The sequence below is a fragment of the Methylotuvimicrobium sp. KM1 genome (genome assembly GCF_044788715.1).
In the GTDB taxonomy this organism is placed as follows: domain Bacteria; phylum Pseudomonadota; class Gammaproteobacteria; order Methylococcales; family Methylomonadaceae; genus Methylotuvimicrobium.
The window spans coordinates 2,020,428-2,037,129 of record NZ_CP173170.1 but is presented as its reverse complement, the minus strand read 5'-3'; the positions used below and the strand labels follow the sequence as shown (position 1 = coordinate 2,037,129).

The following is a 16,702-nucleotide window of genomic DNA, read 5'->3' as shown; positions in this document are numbered from 1 at the left end:
TCGAATGAATGAAACTAGTAATCACTCATCTTTACAATGTCGGGTAAAATCGTTTAGCTCAGCGTAATTCCGCTCATCCTTCGACAGGGCTCTCCTGAGCGCAGCCGAAAGGCTCAGGAGAGCAGATTTACTCTTACCTTTCAGGACAAGATTAACTGAGTACTTGGGTCTCAGCAACCGATTTCCGGAAGTTATATGAACAATATCCTTACAAAACTATTAATGGCTCCGTTTTAGAAACGAAGCAAGATACGCTTGCGCCTTAACAAGTCGCTTAATCGACAATGCATGATCGAATATATTGTAATTCCGCACTCTTAAAACGACAGTCAACGAACTACCCGCCCCTAAATCATGGCAAAACATACAGCAACGATACAAACCCGCTTGTTCGAATCCATAGCAAAACTTCCTTTGCGTTTTCCTTGGATTTTATTGTCGCTGTTTGTTTTGTTATGCGCTCTGAGCCTGAACTACACAATCAAAAATCTCGGTATCAACAACAACACCACCGAGTTATTGTCTCAAGAACTGCCATTTCAAAAAGTCAGACTCAGATTGGAGAAAGCATTTCCGCTCGATGCCGCCGCGATTATTGCCATTGTCGAATCGGATACGCCTGAAGAAACCTCTCTCGCCGCCACATATCTAGAACAGGATTTGCAAAAGAGGCAAAACCTATTCGAATCGGTTTACATTCCTGGAGACAATCCGTTTTTCCGGCAACAGGGTTTTTTATTTCTGGAATTGGACGAACTCGAAGCCTTGTCGGAAAAACTGGTCGACGCCCAGCCCTTTATCGGCCATCTATCCAAAAATTATCATTTCGCGGGCTTTTTAGACATCCTCTCCCTGGCGCTAACGGAAAACGATCGAGAATTAACGATGCCGCTCGACCCATTATTAAGCGCTTTCGACCAAACGGTGTCCGCAACCCAAGAAAACCGCCATCATTATTTGTCTTGGCAAAAAATGCTGACTGAAGGCAGCTTCGGAAAAGACCAAACCCGTCGTCTCGTCATTGCTAAACCGCATCTCGATTTCAGCGATTTGATGCCGGCAGAAAAACCCATGGACTACCTCAGAGCGCTTTCCGAACAAATGCAATCGCGGTTTCCGGGCGTGCGTCTGAGCTTCACCGGCGAAGTCGCATTAGAACATGAAGAAATGGAAAGCCTTAATGAAAGCATGGTCATTTCCGGAATTATTTCTTTAATATTAGTTTGTTCCGCGCTTTGGCTAGGGCTTCGCTCGGTAAGATTGGTTTTCTCGACCTTCATCGCATTGATCGCCGGACTCGTCCTAACCGCGGGTTTCGCAGCTGTCGCCATTGGCCACTTGAATCTAATCTCGGTCGCATTCGCAGTTTTATATATCGGACTGGGCGTCGATTTCGCAACCCACCTATGCTTGCGCTATCAAGAGTGTCGTCTGCATGCCATGCCAACCGATGCGGCCATTTCGGATAGTATTCATACGGTAGGCCCATCATTGTTTTTATGCGCCTTGACGACCGCGATCGGCTTTTTCGCATTCATACCCACCGACTTTAAAGGCGTTTCGGAACTCGGCATCATTTCCGGCGCAGGAATGTTTATCGGCTTGGCGATTTCACTACTTCTACTGCCCGCCTTGTTGAAGTTGATGCATTTCAAACCGATAAGCGCGAAACCAACCGCAACACTACCGGATTGGCTCTATCAATTTCCATTCCGCCATTCCCGATCAATCCGCAAGATCGCATTATTACTGGCGGTTACTAGCGGCATTATTTTGACGCAATTGACTTTCGATTCGAACCCAATCCATTTACGAGACCCGAAAACCCCGTCGGTTGTCGCCTTTAAAAAATTATTGCAAAGTAAAACCGACTCGCCGTTCATCATTTCCGCACTAACCGATAGCCAGGAAGACGCCGACAAACTGGCCGCGAAATTCAGCGCCTTAACGAGCGTTCATCAAGCGATCACACTGAGCGATCTAGTCCCCGAACAGCAAGACGAAAAACTCGGCATCCTCGACACGCTCAACTTGATCATGCCCGCGCAGCTCGATCGATTCGACCACGCTTACGAAAAATCCGATGTCAGAAACGCTTTGAAGCAATTCGACCAATCGTTGCAACAAACCTTAGAACAAAAGTCAACACCGGCATCTGTCGAATTGCTTGAACAACTTCATCGAAACATTCAAGCTTTCATCGACCATGCCGACAAGGCAGAACAACCCGATTCGGTCTATTCGCAGCTGGAAACCAATGTAATGATTTTATTGCCGGAAACGATGCGTATGTTGCGGGATGGCCTAACCGCTACCGAATTCGCAATCGACGACATTCCCGAAACTGTCAAGAGCCATTGGATCAGCCCTAACGGCATCGTACGACTGCTGGTTCTACCCGAGCAAGACCTCAACGACCCCGGACATCTAAAAGTATTCGTCAATCAAGTACTTGACACCTATCCGCAAGTATTCGGCCTGCCGATTGGCGACGTCACTTCCGGGCAAGCCGTCGTCGACGCGTTCATCCAAGCCTTTTCAAGCGCACTGATATTCATTGTAGTACTGCTACTCATTATCACGCGCAGCATAAAATCGACATTATTGATGATCGTCCCGCTGTTGCTTGCAGCGCTACTTACCGGCGCATTCAACGTCATGCTGAACAATCCCTTTAATTTCGCGAACATCATCGTATTACCTTTGCTTCTGGGGATGGGTGTCGACAGCGCAATTCATATCGTGCATCGATTGCAACACAAGCAAAGCCAAACCGACTTGCTGCAATCGAGTTCCGCACGCGGCGTGTTTTTCAGCGCATTGACGACACTGTGCAGCTTTACGAGCCTAGCGTTTACCTCGCACCTAGGAATCGCCAGTATGGGTTTATTATTATCGGTCGGTATTACGATGACTCTAGCCAGCAGCTTGATTGTTCTACCGGCGTTAATCAATCCAAATAAAACCTAAACTCCGCCACTAACGTTATTGACGATTAACTATCCTTCGTTATTTCTATTTATGTTAAAGACATGATTAAACATTATTTTCAACTCTTATTTGTAATACTATCGCTCAATGCGAGCACTGTCTCAGCACATGCCGTTGTCACCAATACTTCCTTAAAGATCGACCCGATCAAGGCCGGTACCGGAAGTAAAGTATCGCTTACCTTTAATTCGAGAGTGGAATTGGCTTTATCTCATTTCGATCTGGTCAAAAAAGACGATGTGCATGAGAGACTCCATGTCAATCGAGGTAAAATCCGCGGAGAAGTCGTCATCGATATTCCTCCGTTAGAACCCGGAGAACATGCGATCCGGCTCAAGGTGTTCGCGGCCGACGGTCACTTGACCGAAGATATCATTCGTTTTTTTGTCATCGAATAAAGGCATTGGTAATGGGTGGATTAGCTGATTTTTTGGATTCTCTGGTCGGCGGAGTCGACCGCGTATTTTTTAGCGTGGCGATAGGCGGTTTGATCTGGGGCATGTTTATGCTGAAACCTTGGTCGAGGAGATACGATGAAAAACATTTATCGTCGACCGTCACACTGATTTACTATGGTGCATTTGGCCTCGCGTTAACGCAAGGCTTCGCGCTGATAATAAAAGTTTGGCTGATGAACGTGACGCTAGGCGTCTGGCCGTTCCCGGCCTTTGCCGATACGATTCAGTTCAAGGCAGGCATGGTGCGCATGATCGTGATGGGCTGCCTGGCCTTTTATGTCGGGAGCAAGCTCAGTCTTCAACCGACTTCTAAGAACGCCTGGTATAACGCAACCGCCTTAGCGATTCCGGCACTGATCGCCGGCGCCTGGCTCGCTCACGGTGCGGGACGCTTCGATGGCCGTATACAATTGATGACGATAACAGTCATTCACCAAATCGCCGCGGCAGCATGGGTCGGCGGTGTCTTTCAATTAATTAACATTTGGCGTTTAAGCACACTTAACGCAATCGATCCGGTGTTGTGGCCCAACTTTTTGAAACAATTTGGGAAACTCGGCCTGGTCTCGCTCGCGGTCCTAATGGCGACCGGCCTTCCGATGGCGATCGGCTATATCGATAGTTGGAACGGATTCATCGGCACCGGCTACGGCAACTTATTACTGGTCAAACTGCTCTTGCTAGCCATAGCTTTGTTTTTAGCTTATTTAAACAATCGCGGCACGCGCGAATTCTTCGAGCAGAACCGCGAGACGCTGCTATTCCGCGAGATTCCAAGTTATATTCAAGCCGAAACATTCCTGTTGGTTAGCATTCTATTCACAGCCGTCAGCCTTGCAACCCAACCGCCGGCGATCGACATCCCGAAAACCACCGCGACCTGGCAGGAAACGCTCGCCACTTTCAAACCACGGATTCCACTAACAACATCTCCGACTCACGAAGAGTTAATGGCCGGCGAACCCGGTAGAACCGCAATCATAGGCCAAGTTCCGTCGCGCGCGAGTGCCGACTGGTCGGACTACAACCACAATGTAGCCGGCATTTTCGTTACAACGATCGCAGTTTTAGCCATCATTGCATCACTTCGTCCGCCTCCGCCGCATCGCGGTCCTTACTGGCCGCTCGGCTTCGCTTTTCTCGGCCTTTTCCTGTTTATACGTAGCGACCCAGAAGCGTGGCCACTCGGCCCCATCGGCTTTTGGGAAAGCACATTAGAGAACGGCGAAATTCTGCAACACCGTATCGCGACTTTCATGGCGTTCATGATGGGAGTCATGGAATATAAGGCGCGCCACCCCAATAACTCGAATAAGAAACTGATCTATATGTTTCCGCTGCTCGGAGCCTTCGGTGGCCTGATGTTGCTGACACACTCGCATGTCGGTTTTCAACCTAAAACAGCTTTCTTAATTCAGGCAGGACATACGTTAATGGGTGTATTTGCGATCATCATCGCCAGTGCACGCTGGCTTGAAATACGACTCAATGACCCGAAACAACGACAAATAGCCGGGTTAATATCCGCTTTTGCGATGCTTCAGCTAGGTATGATTTTATTGTTTTATCAAGAACCGCTTTATTAATTGCTTTTACCCGATTCATTCAATGGTTAATGAAGCACTCTCTCAGGAAAATACTATGAACCTTGCTAACGATTACCCGTTATTGAGTCTGATCGATACGCCCGCGGATTTACGAAAACTGTCCAAAGCCAATCTAGTCCCGCTTGCCCAAGAACTACGCGAGTTCCTGACCCACACGGTCAGCATTTCCGGCGGACACTTCTCGGCCGGTCTGGGAACGGTCGAGCTGACCGTGGCGCTGCATTACGTGTTCGACACGCCGCGCGATCAATTGGTTTGGGATGTCGGCCATCAGGCCTATCCGCATAAGATCCTGACCGGGCGCAAGGAGCGCATGACGACGATCCGCACCCGCGACGGTATCTGCGCGTTTCCGAACCGTTCCGAGAGCGAATACGATGCCTTCGGCGTCGGCCATTCGAGCACGTCGATCAGCGCGGCCTTAGGCATGGCGATCGCATCCGGTTTGCGCGGCGAGGATAAGCACTGTGTCGCGATCATCGGCGACGGTAGCATCACCGGCGGCATGGCCTTCGAGGCGATGAATCATGCCGGCGCGATCGACGCGAACTTGCTGGTGATACTGAACGATAACGATATGTCGATTTCGCCGAATGTCGGCGCGTTGAATAATTATCTGACTAAGATTCTGTCGAGTAAGATTTATTCTTCGGTACGCGAAGAAAGCAAGAAGGTCCTCAGCAACATGCCGAGCGTCTGGGAACTGGCGCGCAAGACCGAGGAGCACATGAAAGGCATGATCGTGCCGGGCACCTTATTCGAGGAAATGGGTTTCAATTATATCGGTCCAATCGACGGCCACGATCTGGACATGCTGGTGTCAACGCTGGAGAATCTGAAACACATTTCCGGCCCGCGCTTTTTGCATATCGTCACCAAGAAAGGTAAAGGCTATGCGCCGGCCGAGAAAGACCCGCTTGCCTATCACGGCGTACCGGCCTTCGACCCGAGCCGGGATTGCTTGCCGAAATCGGCACCTTCTCCGCACCCGACTTATACGCAGGTGTTCGGCCAATGGCTCTGCGACATGGCCGAGCAAGACGAGCGCCTGTGCGGCATCACCCCGGCAATGCGCGAAGGCTCGGGCTTGGTCGCATTTTCCGAACGCTTTCCGAAGCGCTATTTCGATGTCGCCATCGCCGAGCAGCATGCCGTAACCTTGGCGGCAGGCCTGGCCTGCGAGGGCGGCAAACCGGTCGTCGCGATCTATTCAACCTTTTTACAACGCGGCTACGATCAATTGATACACGATGTGGTCTTGCAAGATCTGGACGTCTTATTCGCCTTGGACCGCGCCGGTTTAGTCGGCCCGGACGGCCCGACCCATGCCGGCAGTTTCGATTACACCTATATGCGCTGCTTGCCGAATATGCTGATCATGGCGCCGGCCGATGAAAACGAATGCCGGCAGATGCTCTATACCGGTTATATTCATAAAGGCCCGGCTTCGGTACGCTATCCGCGCGGCAAGGGCCCGGGCGTGCCGGTCGATTGCGCCATGACCGCCCTACCGATCGGCAAGGCCGAAATTCGCCACCAAGGCGGACGTATCGCGATGCTCGCCTTCGGCAGCATGGTCGCGCCGTCGGTCGAGGTCGGTAAGCAGCTCGGCGCGACTGTCGTCAACATGCGCTTCGTCAAGCCGCTCGATGAAGCGTTGATTCTGGAACTGGCCAAGAGTCACGATGTCATCGTCACGGTCGAAGAAAACGTCGTCGCCGGCGGCGCCGGCAGCGCGGTCAACGAATTTCTGCAGGCACAAAGAATCGTGATGCCGGTCTTGAACATCGGCCTGCCCGACGCCTTCATCGAACAAGGCACGCGCGAGGAATTACTGAGTTTTTGCGGATTGGATACCCAAGGCATATTGCAGAGCATCAAGCAATTTTGCGCGTGACTTCATTGCCTAAAGCCGGCTTTGTTTGATTGACCCTAGCCGTAGGCTGCGCATCGCGCGCCTTTCCACGGTGCCAAAACAACAAGAAGTCCCGATCCAGGTGCGCGATGCGCACCCTACACCTTATGCTGTTCAAGCTCCAGCTTGGGTAACCTGTTCAGGAAGCTCTAGCTTCCGGGGGGGCTTTCCCAAGCTGGAGCTCTCGCCGTTATACACAAGTACCGGTAAAGGTGCTAAACAGAGTTCGTCGTATACCTGGAAACGGTGCTGTTTGATAAATCTGCGGATATTGAACATCAGTGGCTTCGAAATCGCGACGAAGGCGTCGCTCCCACAAGGGGGCGGATGCTCTGTGGGAGCGATCCCCAGATCGCGATTTCGAAGTCGGGAACGTTGGGCGACAAAAAATGGTATCGAAGCCTCATTAGCTAAGATTGCAAAACAGTAATTTTTGACTTATGTATAACGATGAGAGCTGGAGCTTGGGAAAGAGCATGAACTATTCAGCCCCCCCGGCAATTATCGTTCCCATGCTCTGAGTAAGAAATGGTACGGAAACGTTTAGAACTGAGCTGCGAGCCCAATCCTGCCATGAAAATAGCGAAAAATTATTTTTCGACTAAATGCAGATCATTTTCCTCGCACCATTCGCGAGCGGCTTTTTTCGTAGCCTCTTCTTCGAAACGGTACCATGTTTCCAGAAGGTCGTTACAGTCCGCCCAATCCTTGAATTTCGCATAGGCGCCGCGTTTTCGGAACATGGCCCTGACGCGATCATAATCGGATGGACTATATTCGTCGACAAAAGACCAGACCAATGACGTACCAAGATTAAGATCATGCTTATCCGGCAGGCTAATATAACGGACCGGGTCATACAAATCGTCGGGCAGTTCCTCCTCCCCTTCGAAATTCATGTACTGGGAACGGGTATGGATTTTACCGGTTTCTAGCGACAAAAATGCTTCGCTTGCATGATCGGGGTCGGCGCTGATGAAGTGTATGGCAAAGAGTATTTTGTTTCCGAAAGCTAAAATAAATGATTAGAATAGTCGGCATGAAAAATCGCTAATTATCGCCTAATCGAACCGAAACATCATGACTTATTCGCGTAGAAAATTTTTACAGCACGCTACGGCATCGGGATGTTACGTCATTGCTGCTTGCGCAGGACTAATGACTCCGGGACAAGTTTTCGCCGAATGGGCCGAAGACTATTTCTCGCCGGGAAAGCTAAAACAAACGATGGATCGTTTGTTTGCCGGAGCGGACATTGCCGATTCCACTGCAATTTTGCTTAACCTACCGTTAATCGCCGAAGACGGCGCAGTCGTGCCGATCAAGGTTGCCAGCACGCTAAGCGATGTCCAAAGCATTGCAATTCTGGTCGAGAAAAACCCGGTACCGCTGGCGGCGATTTTCACATTGTCCAAAAATGCCGAACCGTTCGTATCGGCGCAACTAAAAATGGCCGAAACCTGTGACGTCATTACCGTAATCAAAGCGGGTGATAAGCTCTATAGCGCTCGTCAACAAGTCAAGGTCACAATCGGCGGCTGCGGAGGCTAAGGTATATACGTAAAATTCCTTTCCGAAACAGTAAGCTTTGTGGAGGTTTGGTGACTCGCTTGACAGGACGCCGTGAACCCAGCACCTAAATTATCTAAGACAATTAATCATAGCCATAGACTATGGAATTTAGGTGCTGGGTGAATACATCCTTGTAGGCTTGGCGGCGGCGACTGATTGCCATGGATGTCATGAATGCAGATTTTGCATTACGCCATGTATGGCGTGTATTAGGGCACCAACAGTAGGCGCTTTAGGCGATGCAGGGCAGAAAAATGCTCCTGCATTTTCTGCATTCGTTACATCCTTGTAACTCAGCAATTGCCGAGGAGCAAAAATCTGCCCTGCCGCCGACACCTGTCAATCGAGCCACCAAACCCCCTTCCGACATTTGAAGAAGTAATTGCATGCTCGTTACTAACATGACCAAAACCAAAATTCGCCTCAACGCCAAAAACGGCAAAACCGAATTGAAAATCTTGATCGCGCATCCGATGGAACACGGCCGCAATCGCGATCCGGAGACGCAAGAATTGATTCCGGCGCATTTCATCAAGACCTTGACGGTAAGTCAAAACGGAAAAACGATTTTGAGCGCACAAATGGCCGGCAGCATCTCGAAAAATCCTTATTTTGCCTTTTGGTTGAAAGGCATCGCAAACGGCGACTTGATCCGTGTCGACTGGTTCGACAATCAAGGCCTCAGCGGCAGCGCCGAACAACGACTAGCCGAACCGTCATGAACAAAGGCTTACGCTATGTCTATCCATTGTTGCTAGGAATCCTGGCCGGATCGGCACTTGCCGACCCGGAACAGGACCGCAAAGCCTTGACCGACCATTACCGGACATTATTTCCTAAATTGACGCTACAGGATTATGCCGACGGCGTTTATGCAATCGACCCCGGTGCCCGGCAATCCTGGCGGGCGATCGAAGAATTTCCGCCGTACGAATGGGCTTTGGAAGAAGGTAAAACCCTATTTTCGATACCTTTTTCCAATAGCGCACATTATGCGGACTGCCTGCCGAATCGCGGTATCGGCATCGCTCAACTTTATCCGAAGTGGAATAGCGAAACCGGCGAAGTCGTCACGCTGGCAAAAGCCTTGAACGACTGCCGCGAACGAAACGGAGAACCTCCTTTGTCCTATCAAAAAGGCGAAATCGCATCTTTGCTCGCCTATTTGGCCTCTACGAGCCGAGGCAAAGCCCTCGCGATCGAAATTCCCGATAGCGACCCGCGCGCCTTGGCCGCCTATCAAGCCGGAAAAGCTTTTTATTACGAACGGCGCGGCCAATTGAACTTCAGTTGCGCGACCTGCCATGTGCAAAACGCCGGCAAACGACTGCGCTCGGAAGTGTTAAGCCCGTCATTGGGCCATACCAGCCATTGGCCGGTCTATCGTTTGAAATGGGGTGAAACCGGCACGCTGCACCGGCGCTTTGCCGAGTGTCTAAAACAAGTCCGTGCAGAATCGCCCGGCGCGCAAAGCGCCCAATTCTGTAATTTGGAATATTTTTTAAGTTATATCGGCAACGGCATCCCGATTAACGGCCCGAGTATCCGCAAATGATCCAAACTCAACCTAGCTGCACAGACATCTTCGAATCGGGACTAATGCCTTGCGAAGAGGCGCTATCCCGAATTTTAGCCAATCTGCCGGCTATTGACGGCTATCAGCGTTTGCCGATTGAAAAATCCCGAGGACGCACCTTGTATGAAGCCGTCGTCTCGACTCTGAATGTCCCTGCGCATACCAATTCAGCTGTCGACGGCTATGCGCTGCACAGCTCCGAACTCCCGTCCGAAGGAATCAAGCGACTAGCCGTAAAAGGCCTTGCCCTGGCCGGTACTCCTTATCAGGGTGCTGTCGAGCCGGGCACCTGCCTGCGCATCATGACCGGCGCCGCTTTACCTGAACCGTTCGACACCGTGATCATGCAAGAGCATGTCGAAACCGAGGACGGCTTTATCGCCATCGATAATCGGCATAAAGCCGGCGATAACGTTCGCCGCGCCGGAGAAGATATCAAACAAGGTGAAACTATCTTGGCTCCGGGACGATACCTCACGCCGCCGGATATCGGCTTACTCGCTTCACTCGGCATTAACGAAATCAATGTCAGACGCCGACTGGTCGTCGCGATCGCCTCGACCGGCAACGAAATTTTTGCTCCGTTTGAAACGCCCGGCGAAGGCGGCATCTATGATAGCAATCGTTATAGCCTCTTAGCGGCACTGGACAGACCCGATATCGAAGTCGTAGATCTCGGCATTATCGAAGACGACCCTGATACTTTATTGAAGCGTTTTAACGAAGCGGGCCATTATGCAGACCTCATCATCTCATCGGGCGGCGTTTCGGTTGGAGAAGCCGACTTCACGAAAACGGCCCTACTAAAATCAGGGCAAGTCGACTTCTGGAAAATCGCAATCAAACCAGGCAGGCCCTTGGCATTCGGGCGCATCGGAAATGCCGCGTTTTTCGGCTTACCGGGTAATCCGGTCGCGGTATTGGTCACCTTTTATTATTTCGTTTTACCGGCCTTGGAAAAAATGCTCGGCATCGTCGATAAGCCGATCGCTCCGACAATCATCGCGCGTACCACCGAAAAACTGCGCAAAAAACCGGGGCGCACCGAAATACAGCGCGGCATCCTCAGCCGTGATCAAGATGGCGACTGGACTATCAGAACCACCGGCAAACAAGGCTCGGGCATTTTGATGTCGATGAGCAAAGCCAATGCGTTTATCATTTTGAATCATCAAGATACATCTAAATCCGCCGGCGATTGGGTTACCGTAAGGCCCTTTTGCGACATGTTTTAACCCCCTCCGAATAAATTATTAGATATTTAATGTCAATTCTGTTAGATTTGCATTTGACTTTCATTTAAACGCATGCTAGGTCGAAGGATTTCATGACAACTCAGCTTTGCTGCCTGTCACGGCAAATGGACATAACCAAAAATTATTACAATAAAGGGGGTAGCTATGATTACCGACGAAATCATGATCACCATGGCCGCTACATTGTCGACCACATTGATTATTATGCTTCTGGCTATAAGGAACACCGTACATAAAAAACGACTCAGAAGAAACCTTGATTGGCTCGAAACCGCCAAACATTCGAAATACGATACCGCTCATTTCCAAGAATTAAAAAACGATATCGATCCTACTTACATCAACAGCAGCAATTCAAGTACCGCAACTTTTAAGTTATCGCTGAAAATTTCTTTCGGCATTGCCGTATTATTGGGATTTTCTTGGTGGACTTTTCAGTTATTCACAAAAGACGTTTTAATCTGGGCTGCGCTTTCAGGTTTATTTGCCGTCATCGGCTTAGTACTGCCGTTTCTGATATGGCGAGAGGTTAGGCAACGGGAAGAAATCAAAAGCCGGGCAGGACGAATACTCAAGCAAATTGAAAAAAACCTCAAGGAATCTCACGCTGAAATACTCAAGCAAAACCGTAAACCCTCTATCGCATCCACGACATCAATAACTGAAAGTGCTCCGGCTAAAGAAACTACAACGCGGGTTAAACAAAAGATTCCGGTTCCCGAAGATTCGGTATTGAGACGTCACTTATTGTCGCAGTTGCGCGCCGAAGTCGAGGCAACATTATTTCCGCGTCCGACCGATTGCGTATTGCTGCGCCACTACGAGCAATTGGTCGAATCCGAAGTGGAAAACCGCTTACTTAACCCGGAAGCCTTACAACGTTTCAAATTCATCGATGGCATCGAAATAGCTGGCACAACCGATCCGGCTTCGATTATCGACGTAAAGGCAAAATCAAGACCCATAGAACACGCAATCGGCACGCCAAGCAAATCCGATTCTAAGCACGAAATCCCCGAGGATAGCGTATTGAGAAGACACTGGTTGACGCAACTACGTAGCGAAATCGAAGCGTCGCTGTTTCCGCGCCCGACCGATTGCGTATTGCAACGGCACTATGAACAATTGGTCGAATCCGAATTGGAAAACCGCCTAGTCAATCCGGAAGACTTATCTCTGTTTAAATTCATCGATGGCCGGGAATCGGCACTTGATTCTACCGCGCCCCCGAAACCCAAACGCATCGATACGCTAATTACTAAGCCCGCTTCCAAAGCAAAAAACGAACCTGAACAAATCACAATCCCCGAGGACTCCGTTTTACAACGTCATTTTATAAGCCATTTACGAAGCGAAATCGAAACAGAAGTCTATCCGCGTCCGACAGAGGCAACTCTGCAGCGCCATTACGATCAACTCATCGAAGCGGAATTAGCCTCGCATTTGAAATGGAACACAAACTGGATACGATAGATCGATTATTATTCTTTTCAAAACATATACCGGTAGAGACAGTCGACACGTCTCTACCGGTAAATCTGCCAAACCGATAACGAATACCGTCAAGACTCGTTCAAGGCGCCCCGGCTTTCATCGACAAATTTTTCGGTATCGTCATCCAACTGCCGACTCGTCCGCCCTAACGGCTCATGAACATACAGCGACTTGGATAACGCCTTAGCACTGGAAAACTTAGTGTCTTTAACCGGCGGCTTCATTTGATATTTAACCGGCATTTGATGATCGGCCAATTGCAATTCCGGATTGAATACTTTATCGAATTTAAACAGATTCTTTGCAAAGTTCGTTTGGCCGCGCATTAAATTGCCTACCAAGACCTTCGTCACATCGCGCATAGCCGCCCAGCCCATGTGCTTAGTAAACATGACACGCTGAGTTTCGACCAATTCCGCATAAAATTCTTCTATCGGTAAGCGAGTCGGCAGCACCGCATGCTGAATATCGAACAATCGATAATCGCGAGTCGTCAAATTACGCGACTCGGTCAGCCAGCTTTCGGTCCCCGGATAAGGCGTATTGACGCTGATATTAACGATTTCGGGCACTTCCTTGCACCATTCCCTAACCACGCGGAAACGCTCGTGATCCCAATCGGTATCGGCGATGATATTGATCGCGACATTGATACCTAGGGTCCTAGCAAACTCCAAAGCCTCGAAATTACGACTTAAATCAATACGTTTACGGTATTTTTCGAGCCCTTCCTCATCGATCGACTCGATACCCAAGAACATGTAACTCATCCCGAGTTCCTTCCAGAACTTAAATACGTCTTTGTTACGCAGCAACACATCTCCGCGCGTCTCCAAATAATATTCTTTCTTAATGCCTTTCCGAGCCAAGGCCTCGCCGATTTCGAAGCCCATTTTTTCTTGAATAAATGCGACATCGTCGACAATGAAAATACCAGGCTCGCGAATTTTTTCCATTTCTTCGACGACTTTATCAGGACTCATCACGCGATAACTTCGTCCATAGAATGTCCAAGCGCTGCAGAACGAACAGTCCCATGGACACCCTCTGGAAAACTCGATTGATGCACAAGGATCCAGCGTGCCGAGAAAATATTTATTACGATGTCGAACTAAGTCTCGGGCCGGCGCAAGATTGTCAAGATCAGGGATAAACGTCGGCTGTCCACCCTCGCCTTTCATCGTCACCACGCCGGGCACGCAATGAACGTTTTCCCTGTCTTCCTTGATGGCTTGGAACAACAAAGGAAGCCCCGACTCGCCCTCGCCTTTGAGAATGGCATCGAGACTACCTTCGCTATGTTCCAATAACTCTTCGGCGGTAAACGAGGCGCTATGCCCGCCGATAAAGACAAACCCTTTAGGCAAACGGCCTTTCACGGCTTTGACAAGATCGATGACCTCGGGAACATTGGCCAAATAATTCAACGAGAAACCAACGATATCGGGTTGCCAATCGTCCAATAGACGAAATAAATCTTGATGAGATTCCACCTGTAAGTCGATCAAACGCGTATCGTAACCTTGTCGCCGAGCCGTTTCGGCAACTTGTTCCAGACCAAGCGGCTCAAGGCGTAAAAACACCTTGGTATACATTAGCGGACTAGGATGAACAGCAAGAAATTTCATGTTTTCGACTCCCTATCAGGCCATAGTGTTCGTAACAATTTATACAAAACATCCAAAAATAGTATCGAATCACTATAAAAAAACTTACTATATCGGTCAAATTTATTTAGGATATCGTCAAAAATAACTTTCCTGGAACCATGAGTTTTGTAGCGTATCAAGCTAAAAACGGCCAACCCGCATCACGCTCTTTCCCAAGCTCCAGCTTGGGAAAGACACTCCGGAAGCTCCCCCTTCGACAAGGCTCTCCTGAGCGCAGCCGAAGGGCTCAGGGCAAGAGCTTCCTGAGACCAACACAACCTCCGCACATTCTCAATCAACCCCGGCTTGCTCGTTCAATCTTCCTTGATTGTCGGGATGCAGGAGCTTGAGTAACAGCTTATTTTAGTCTTTTTGACCTCGATGCCATTTATTGTAACTTGGTATTCTCGGCTTTCCCTCATCTAACGCTAGGCGTGGGAAAGCCACTGATGCTTGACAACCACGGCCTATGTCGCATCCCTCGAAGCGCACTAAATTCCATAGTCCATTAGCCATGGTTAATTGACTTAGAAATTTAGGGATGGGCCTTTGACGGACACCACTGTGCCGAATTTTGATATACGAAGGGTATAATAACTCCCAGCACCTAACTTCTTGACACCTAATAATGGCATTGCTCCCCGGTACCGAAATTTGGCTAGCAAAATGAAATTCATTGTAAAACTATTGTTCTCATCGGTATTGGTTTTCCTGGTCCTGGCAACCACCTTATTGGTGTTAGTCGTGGAAGATAAACCCAAGCTAAGAAAAAGACTCGATATCACCCCCGAGCAAATAGCCAGAGGAAAACAAATTTTTGTACAAAACGACCCGCGACGCCTAGCAACCGGCACGATAGCAAGAGCCAGCATTGAACAGAGAGACTTAGACCTAGCCGTCAATTATTTCGTCAATCAATACATAGGCGGCGTTGCCGGTTTAACGATCAAACAAGGGCGAGCCATCATTGAAAGTACCTTAAAATTACCTTCAAACCCACTAGGCAATTATTTAAATTTAACACTCGAACTCAAGCAAACTCAGAGTCTTCCTGAAATCGACCACCTATCACTGGGCAAAGTAAGAATACCCGGACTCATAGCAAATAACATAAGCAAAAGTATCTACAGCCTTATGCTGCCGGATGCCGATTGGAAGGCGCTTCAAGCCATGATCAGAAAGGTCAGATTCATCAATAAACGAATGATCGTGACTTATAAGTGGCATGAAAATTTACCGACCAAACTCAGCGGCGCTTTTTTACCCGGACAAGAACAGCATCGCATTGAAGTTTATCAACAACGCTTGGTAATGCTAACGCGCGCGCCCAAAAGGCACTTGAGTTTGACCGAACTCACGCAACCCTTATTTCAATTGGCAAATGAACGCAGTCGCCGAGGCGACCCGATTGGGGAAAACCGTGCCGTCATTCTGGTGCTAACGTTATATACCAACCGTTTAACGCTGAATAAAATTATTCCAGCATTGAAAAGCCAATATCGTCCGATTTGGCGAACCGTCACTCTCAATCAACGCAACGATTTAAGCAAACATTATCTAGTGTCGGCTACGCTTGCCGCCTATGCCGGCACGCCGTTGGCTGACGCCATAGGATTATATAAGGAACTGGAAGACTCGAGAGGCGGCAGTGGCTTTTCATTCATCGATATGACCGCCAACCGGACCGGCACGCTCATGGGCGAACTCGCCGTACAAAAACCATCACAAGCCAGAAAAATTCAAGAATTTATGACCACGGCCCAAGAACGCGACATCATCCCCGAAACGGCAGACTTGCCCGAATATCTTGCAGAACAAGCATTTAACCGACTCTACGGCGGCTTAGAAGGCGCCGCCTATCAGAAAATGATACAACAAATAGAGCATCGAATCGCCCAATTACCGATTAACAAACAATAAACAGCGTTCCGATTTCTATTCGCTCCCTAACCTAACGTTCATAAAGGACAAAAGAATGTTTTGGAACAGGTTTTAGCTGTTCAATACCCTCGTAGGTTACGCTTTGCGTACCATGGTAACCCATACGCATCAAGCTAAAAACGGCCAACCTACATCAAGCTCTTTCCCAAGCTGGAGCTCTCGCCGTTATTCACAAGTACCGGTAAAGGTGCTGAACAGAGTTTATCGAATACCTGGGAACGGTACTGTTTGAAAAATCAGTGG

General features: G+C 49.2%; 12 protein-coding genes. 10 read left to right on the top strand and 2 right to left on the bottom strand.

The annotated features are described in order from the left end of the window. Positions 1-354 precede the first annotated feature (354 nt). From ACINK7_RS08590 to dxs, 4 genes are all read left to right on the top strand, one after another. Positions 355-2,970 carry an MMPL family transporter gene (locus ACINK7_RS08590; protein ID WP_404360936.1) on the top strand — a complete coding sequence of 872 codons (2,616 nt, stop codon included), beginning with the start codon at positions 355-357 and terminating at the stop codon, positions 2,968-2,970. A gap of 62 nt (positions 2,971-3,032) precedes the next feature. Continuing rightward, on the top strand, positions 3,033-3,389 hold the full coding sequence (locus tag ACINK7_RS08585; protein ID WP_404360935.1) for a copper resistance CopC family protein: 357 nt from the start codon (positions 3,033-3,035) through the stop codon (positions 3,387-3,389). An 11-nt stretch (positions 3,390-3,400) separates the two neighbouring features. Further along, positions 3,401-5,035 (top strand): copper resistance D family protein, encoded by a 1,635-nt coding sequence (locus ACINK7_RS08580; RefSeq protein WP_404360934.1) that lies wholly within the window; start codon positions 3,401-3,403, stop codon positions 5,033-5,035. 55 nt (positions 5,036-5,090) lie between these two features. Next, the gene (dxs, locus tag ACINK7_RS08575; protein WP_404360932.1) at positions 5,091-6,953 is read left to right on the top strand and encodes a 1-deoxy-D-xylulose-5-phosphate synthase; all 1,863 of its coding nucleotides are present in this window, start codon (positions 5,091-5,093) and stop codon (positions 6,951-6,953) included. Positions 6,954-7,561: 608 nt separating this feature from the next. On the opposite strand, the gene ACINK7_RS08570 is transcribed toward dxs, so the two are convergent. Further along, complete coding sequence (locus tag ACINK7_RS08570) at positions 7,562-7,912, bottom strand: UPF0158 family protein (protein WP_404360931.1); 351 nt, start codon at positions 7,910-7,912, stop codon at positions 7,562-7,564. Positions 7,913-8,051: 139 nt separating this feature from the next. Between ACINK7_RS08570 and soxY the strand changes: the two genes are divergently transcribed. The 5 genes from soxY (at position 8,052) to ACINK7_RS08545 (ending at position 12,848) form a co-directional block, all read left to right on the top strand. Further along, a complete protein-coding gene (gene soxY, locus ACINK7_RS08565) occupies positions 8,052-8,522 on the top strand; it encodes a thiosulfate oxidation carrier protein SoxY (protein ID WP_404360930.1) in 471 nt (156 codons plus the stop codon). A 422-nt stretch (positions 8,523-8,944) separates the two neighbouring features. Beyond that, entirely contained in the window at positions 8,945-9,265 is a 321-nt protein-coding gene (gene soxZ / locus ACINK7_RS08560) for a thiosulfate oxidation carrier complex protein SoxZ (protein ID WP_404360929.1), read from the top strand. Further along, positions 9,262-10,098 (top strand): sulfur oxidation c-type cytochrome SoxA, encoded by an 837-nt coding sequence (gene soxA / locus ACINK7_RS08555; protein ID WP_404360928.1) that lies wholly within the window; start codon positions 9,262-9,264, stop codon positions 10,096-10,098. Before soxZ ends, soxA begins: the two co-directional genes overlap by 4 nt. After that, a complete protein-coding gene (gene glp, locus ACINK7_RS08550) occupies positions 10,095-11,354 on the top strand; it encodes a gephyrin-like molybdotransferase Glp (RefSeq protein WP_404360927.1) in 1,260 nt (419 codons plus the stop codon). Before soxA ends, glp begins: the two co-directional genes overlap by 4 nt. Positions 11,355-11,519: 165 nt before the next feature. Beyond that, positions 11,520-12,848 (top strand): hypothetical protein, encoded by a 1,329-nt coding sequence (locus tag ACINK7_RS08545; RefSeq protein WP_404360926.1) that lies wholly within the window; start codon positions 11,520-11,522, stop codon positions 12,846-12,848. A gap of 89 nt (positions 12,849-12,937) precedes the next feature. Here ACINK7_RS08545 and hpnR read toward each other — a convergent pair whose 3' ends face one another. Then, positions 12,938-14,497, bottom strand: a complete 1,560-nt coding sequence (gene hpnR / locus ACINK7_RS08540) for a hopanoid C-3 methylase HpnR (RefSeq protein ID WP_404360925.1) — start codon at positions 14,495-14,497, stop codon at positions 12,938-12,940. Between the two features lie 687 nt (positions 14,498-15,184). On the opposite strand from hpnR, the gene ACINK7_RS08535 reads away from it, so the two are divergent. Beyond that, entirely contained in the window at positions 15,185-16,438 is a 1,254-nt protein-coding gene (locus ACINK7_RS08535) for a hypothetical protein (RefSeq protein ID WP_404360924.1), read from the top strand. Positions 16,439-16,702: the final 264 nt, after the last annotated feature.

Bases quoted from the DNA above. Each gene is read 5' to 3' on its own strand.
- ACINK7_RS08590 (WP_404360936.1), top strand. From the start codon at position 355: ATGGCAAAACATACAGCAACGATACAAACCCGCTTGTTCGAATCCATA.
- ACINK7_RS08585 (WP_404360935.1), top strand. From the start codon at position 3,033: ATGATTAAACATTATTTTCAACTCTTATTTGTAATACTATCGCTCAAT.
- ACINK7_RS08580 (WP_404360934.1), top strand. From the start codon at position 3,401: ATGGGTGGATTAGCTGATTTTTTGGATTCTCTGGTCGGCGGAGTCGAC.
- dxs (WP_404360932.1), top strand. From the start codon at position 5,091: ATGAACCTTGCTAACGATTACCCGTTATTGAGTCTGATCGATACGCCC.
- soxY (WP_404360930.1), top strand. From the start codon at position 8,052: ATGACTTATTCGCGTAGAAAATTTTTACAGCACGCTACGGCATCGGGA.
- soxZ (WP_404360929.1), top strand. From the start codon at position 8,945: ATGACCAAAACCAAAATTCGCCTCAACGCCAAAAACGGCAAAACCGAA.
- soxA (WP_404360928.1), top strand. From the start codon at position 9,262: ATGAACAAAGGCTTACGCTATGTCTATCCATTGTTGCTAGGAATCCTG.
- glp (WP_404360927.1), top strand. From the start codon at position 10,095: ATGATCCAAACTCAACCTAGCTGCACAGACATCTTCGAATCGGGACTA.
- ACINK7_RS08545 (WP_404360926.1), top strand. From the start codon at position 11,520: ATGATTACCGACGAAATCATGATCACCATGGCCGCTACATTGTCGACC.
- hpnR (WP_404360925.1), bottom strand. From the start codon at position 14,497: ATGAAATTTCTTGCTGTTCATCCTAGTCCGCTAATGTATACCAAGGTG.
- ACINK7_RS08535 (WP_404360924.1), top strand. From the start codon at position 15,185: ATGAAATTCATTGTAAAACTATTGTTCTCATCGGTATTGGTTTTCCTG.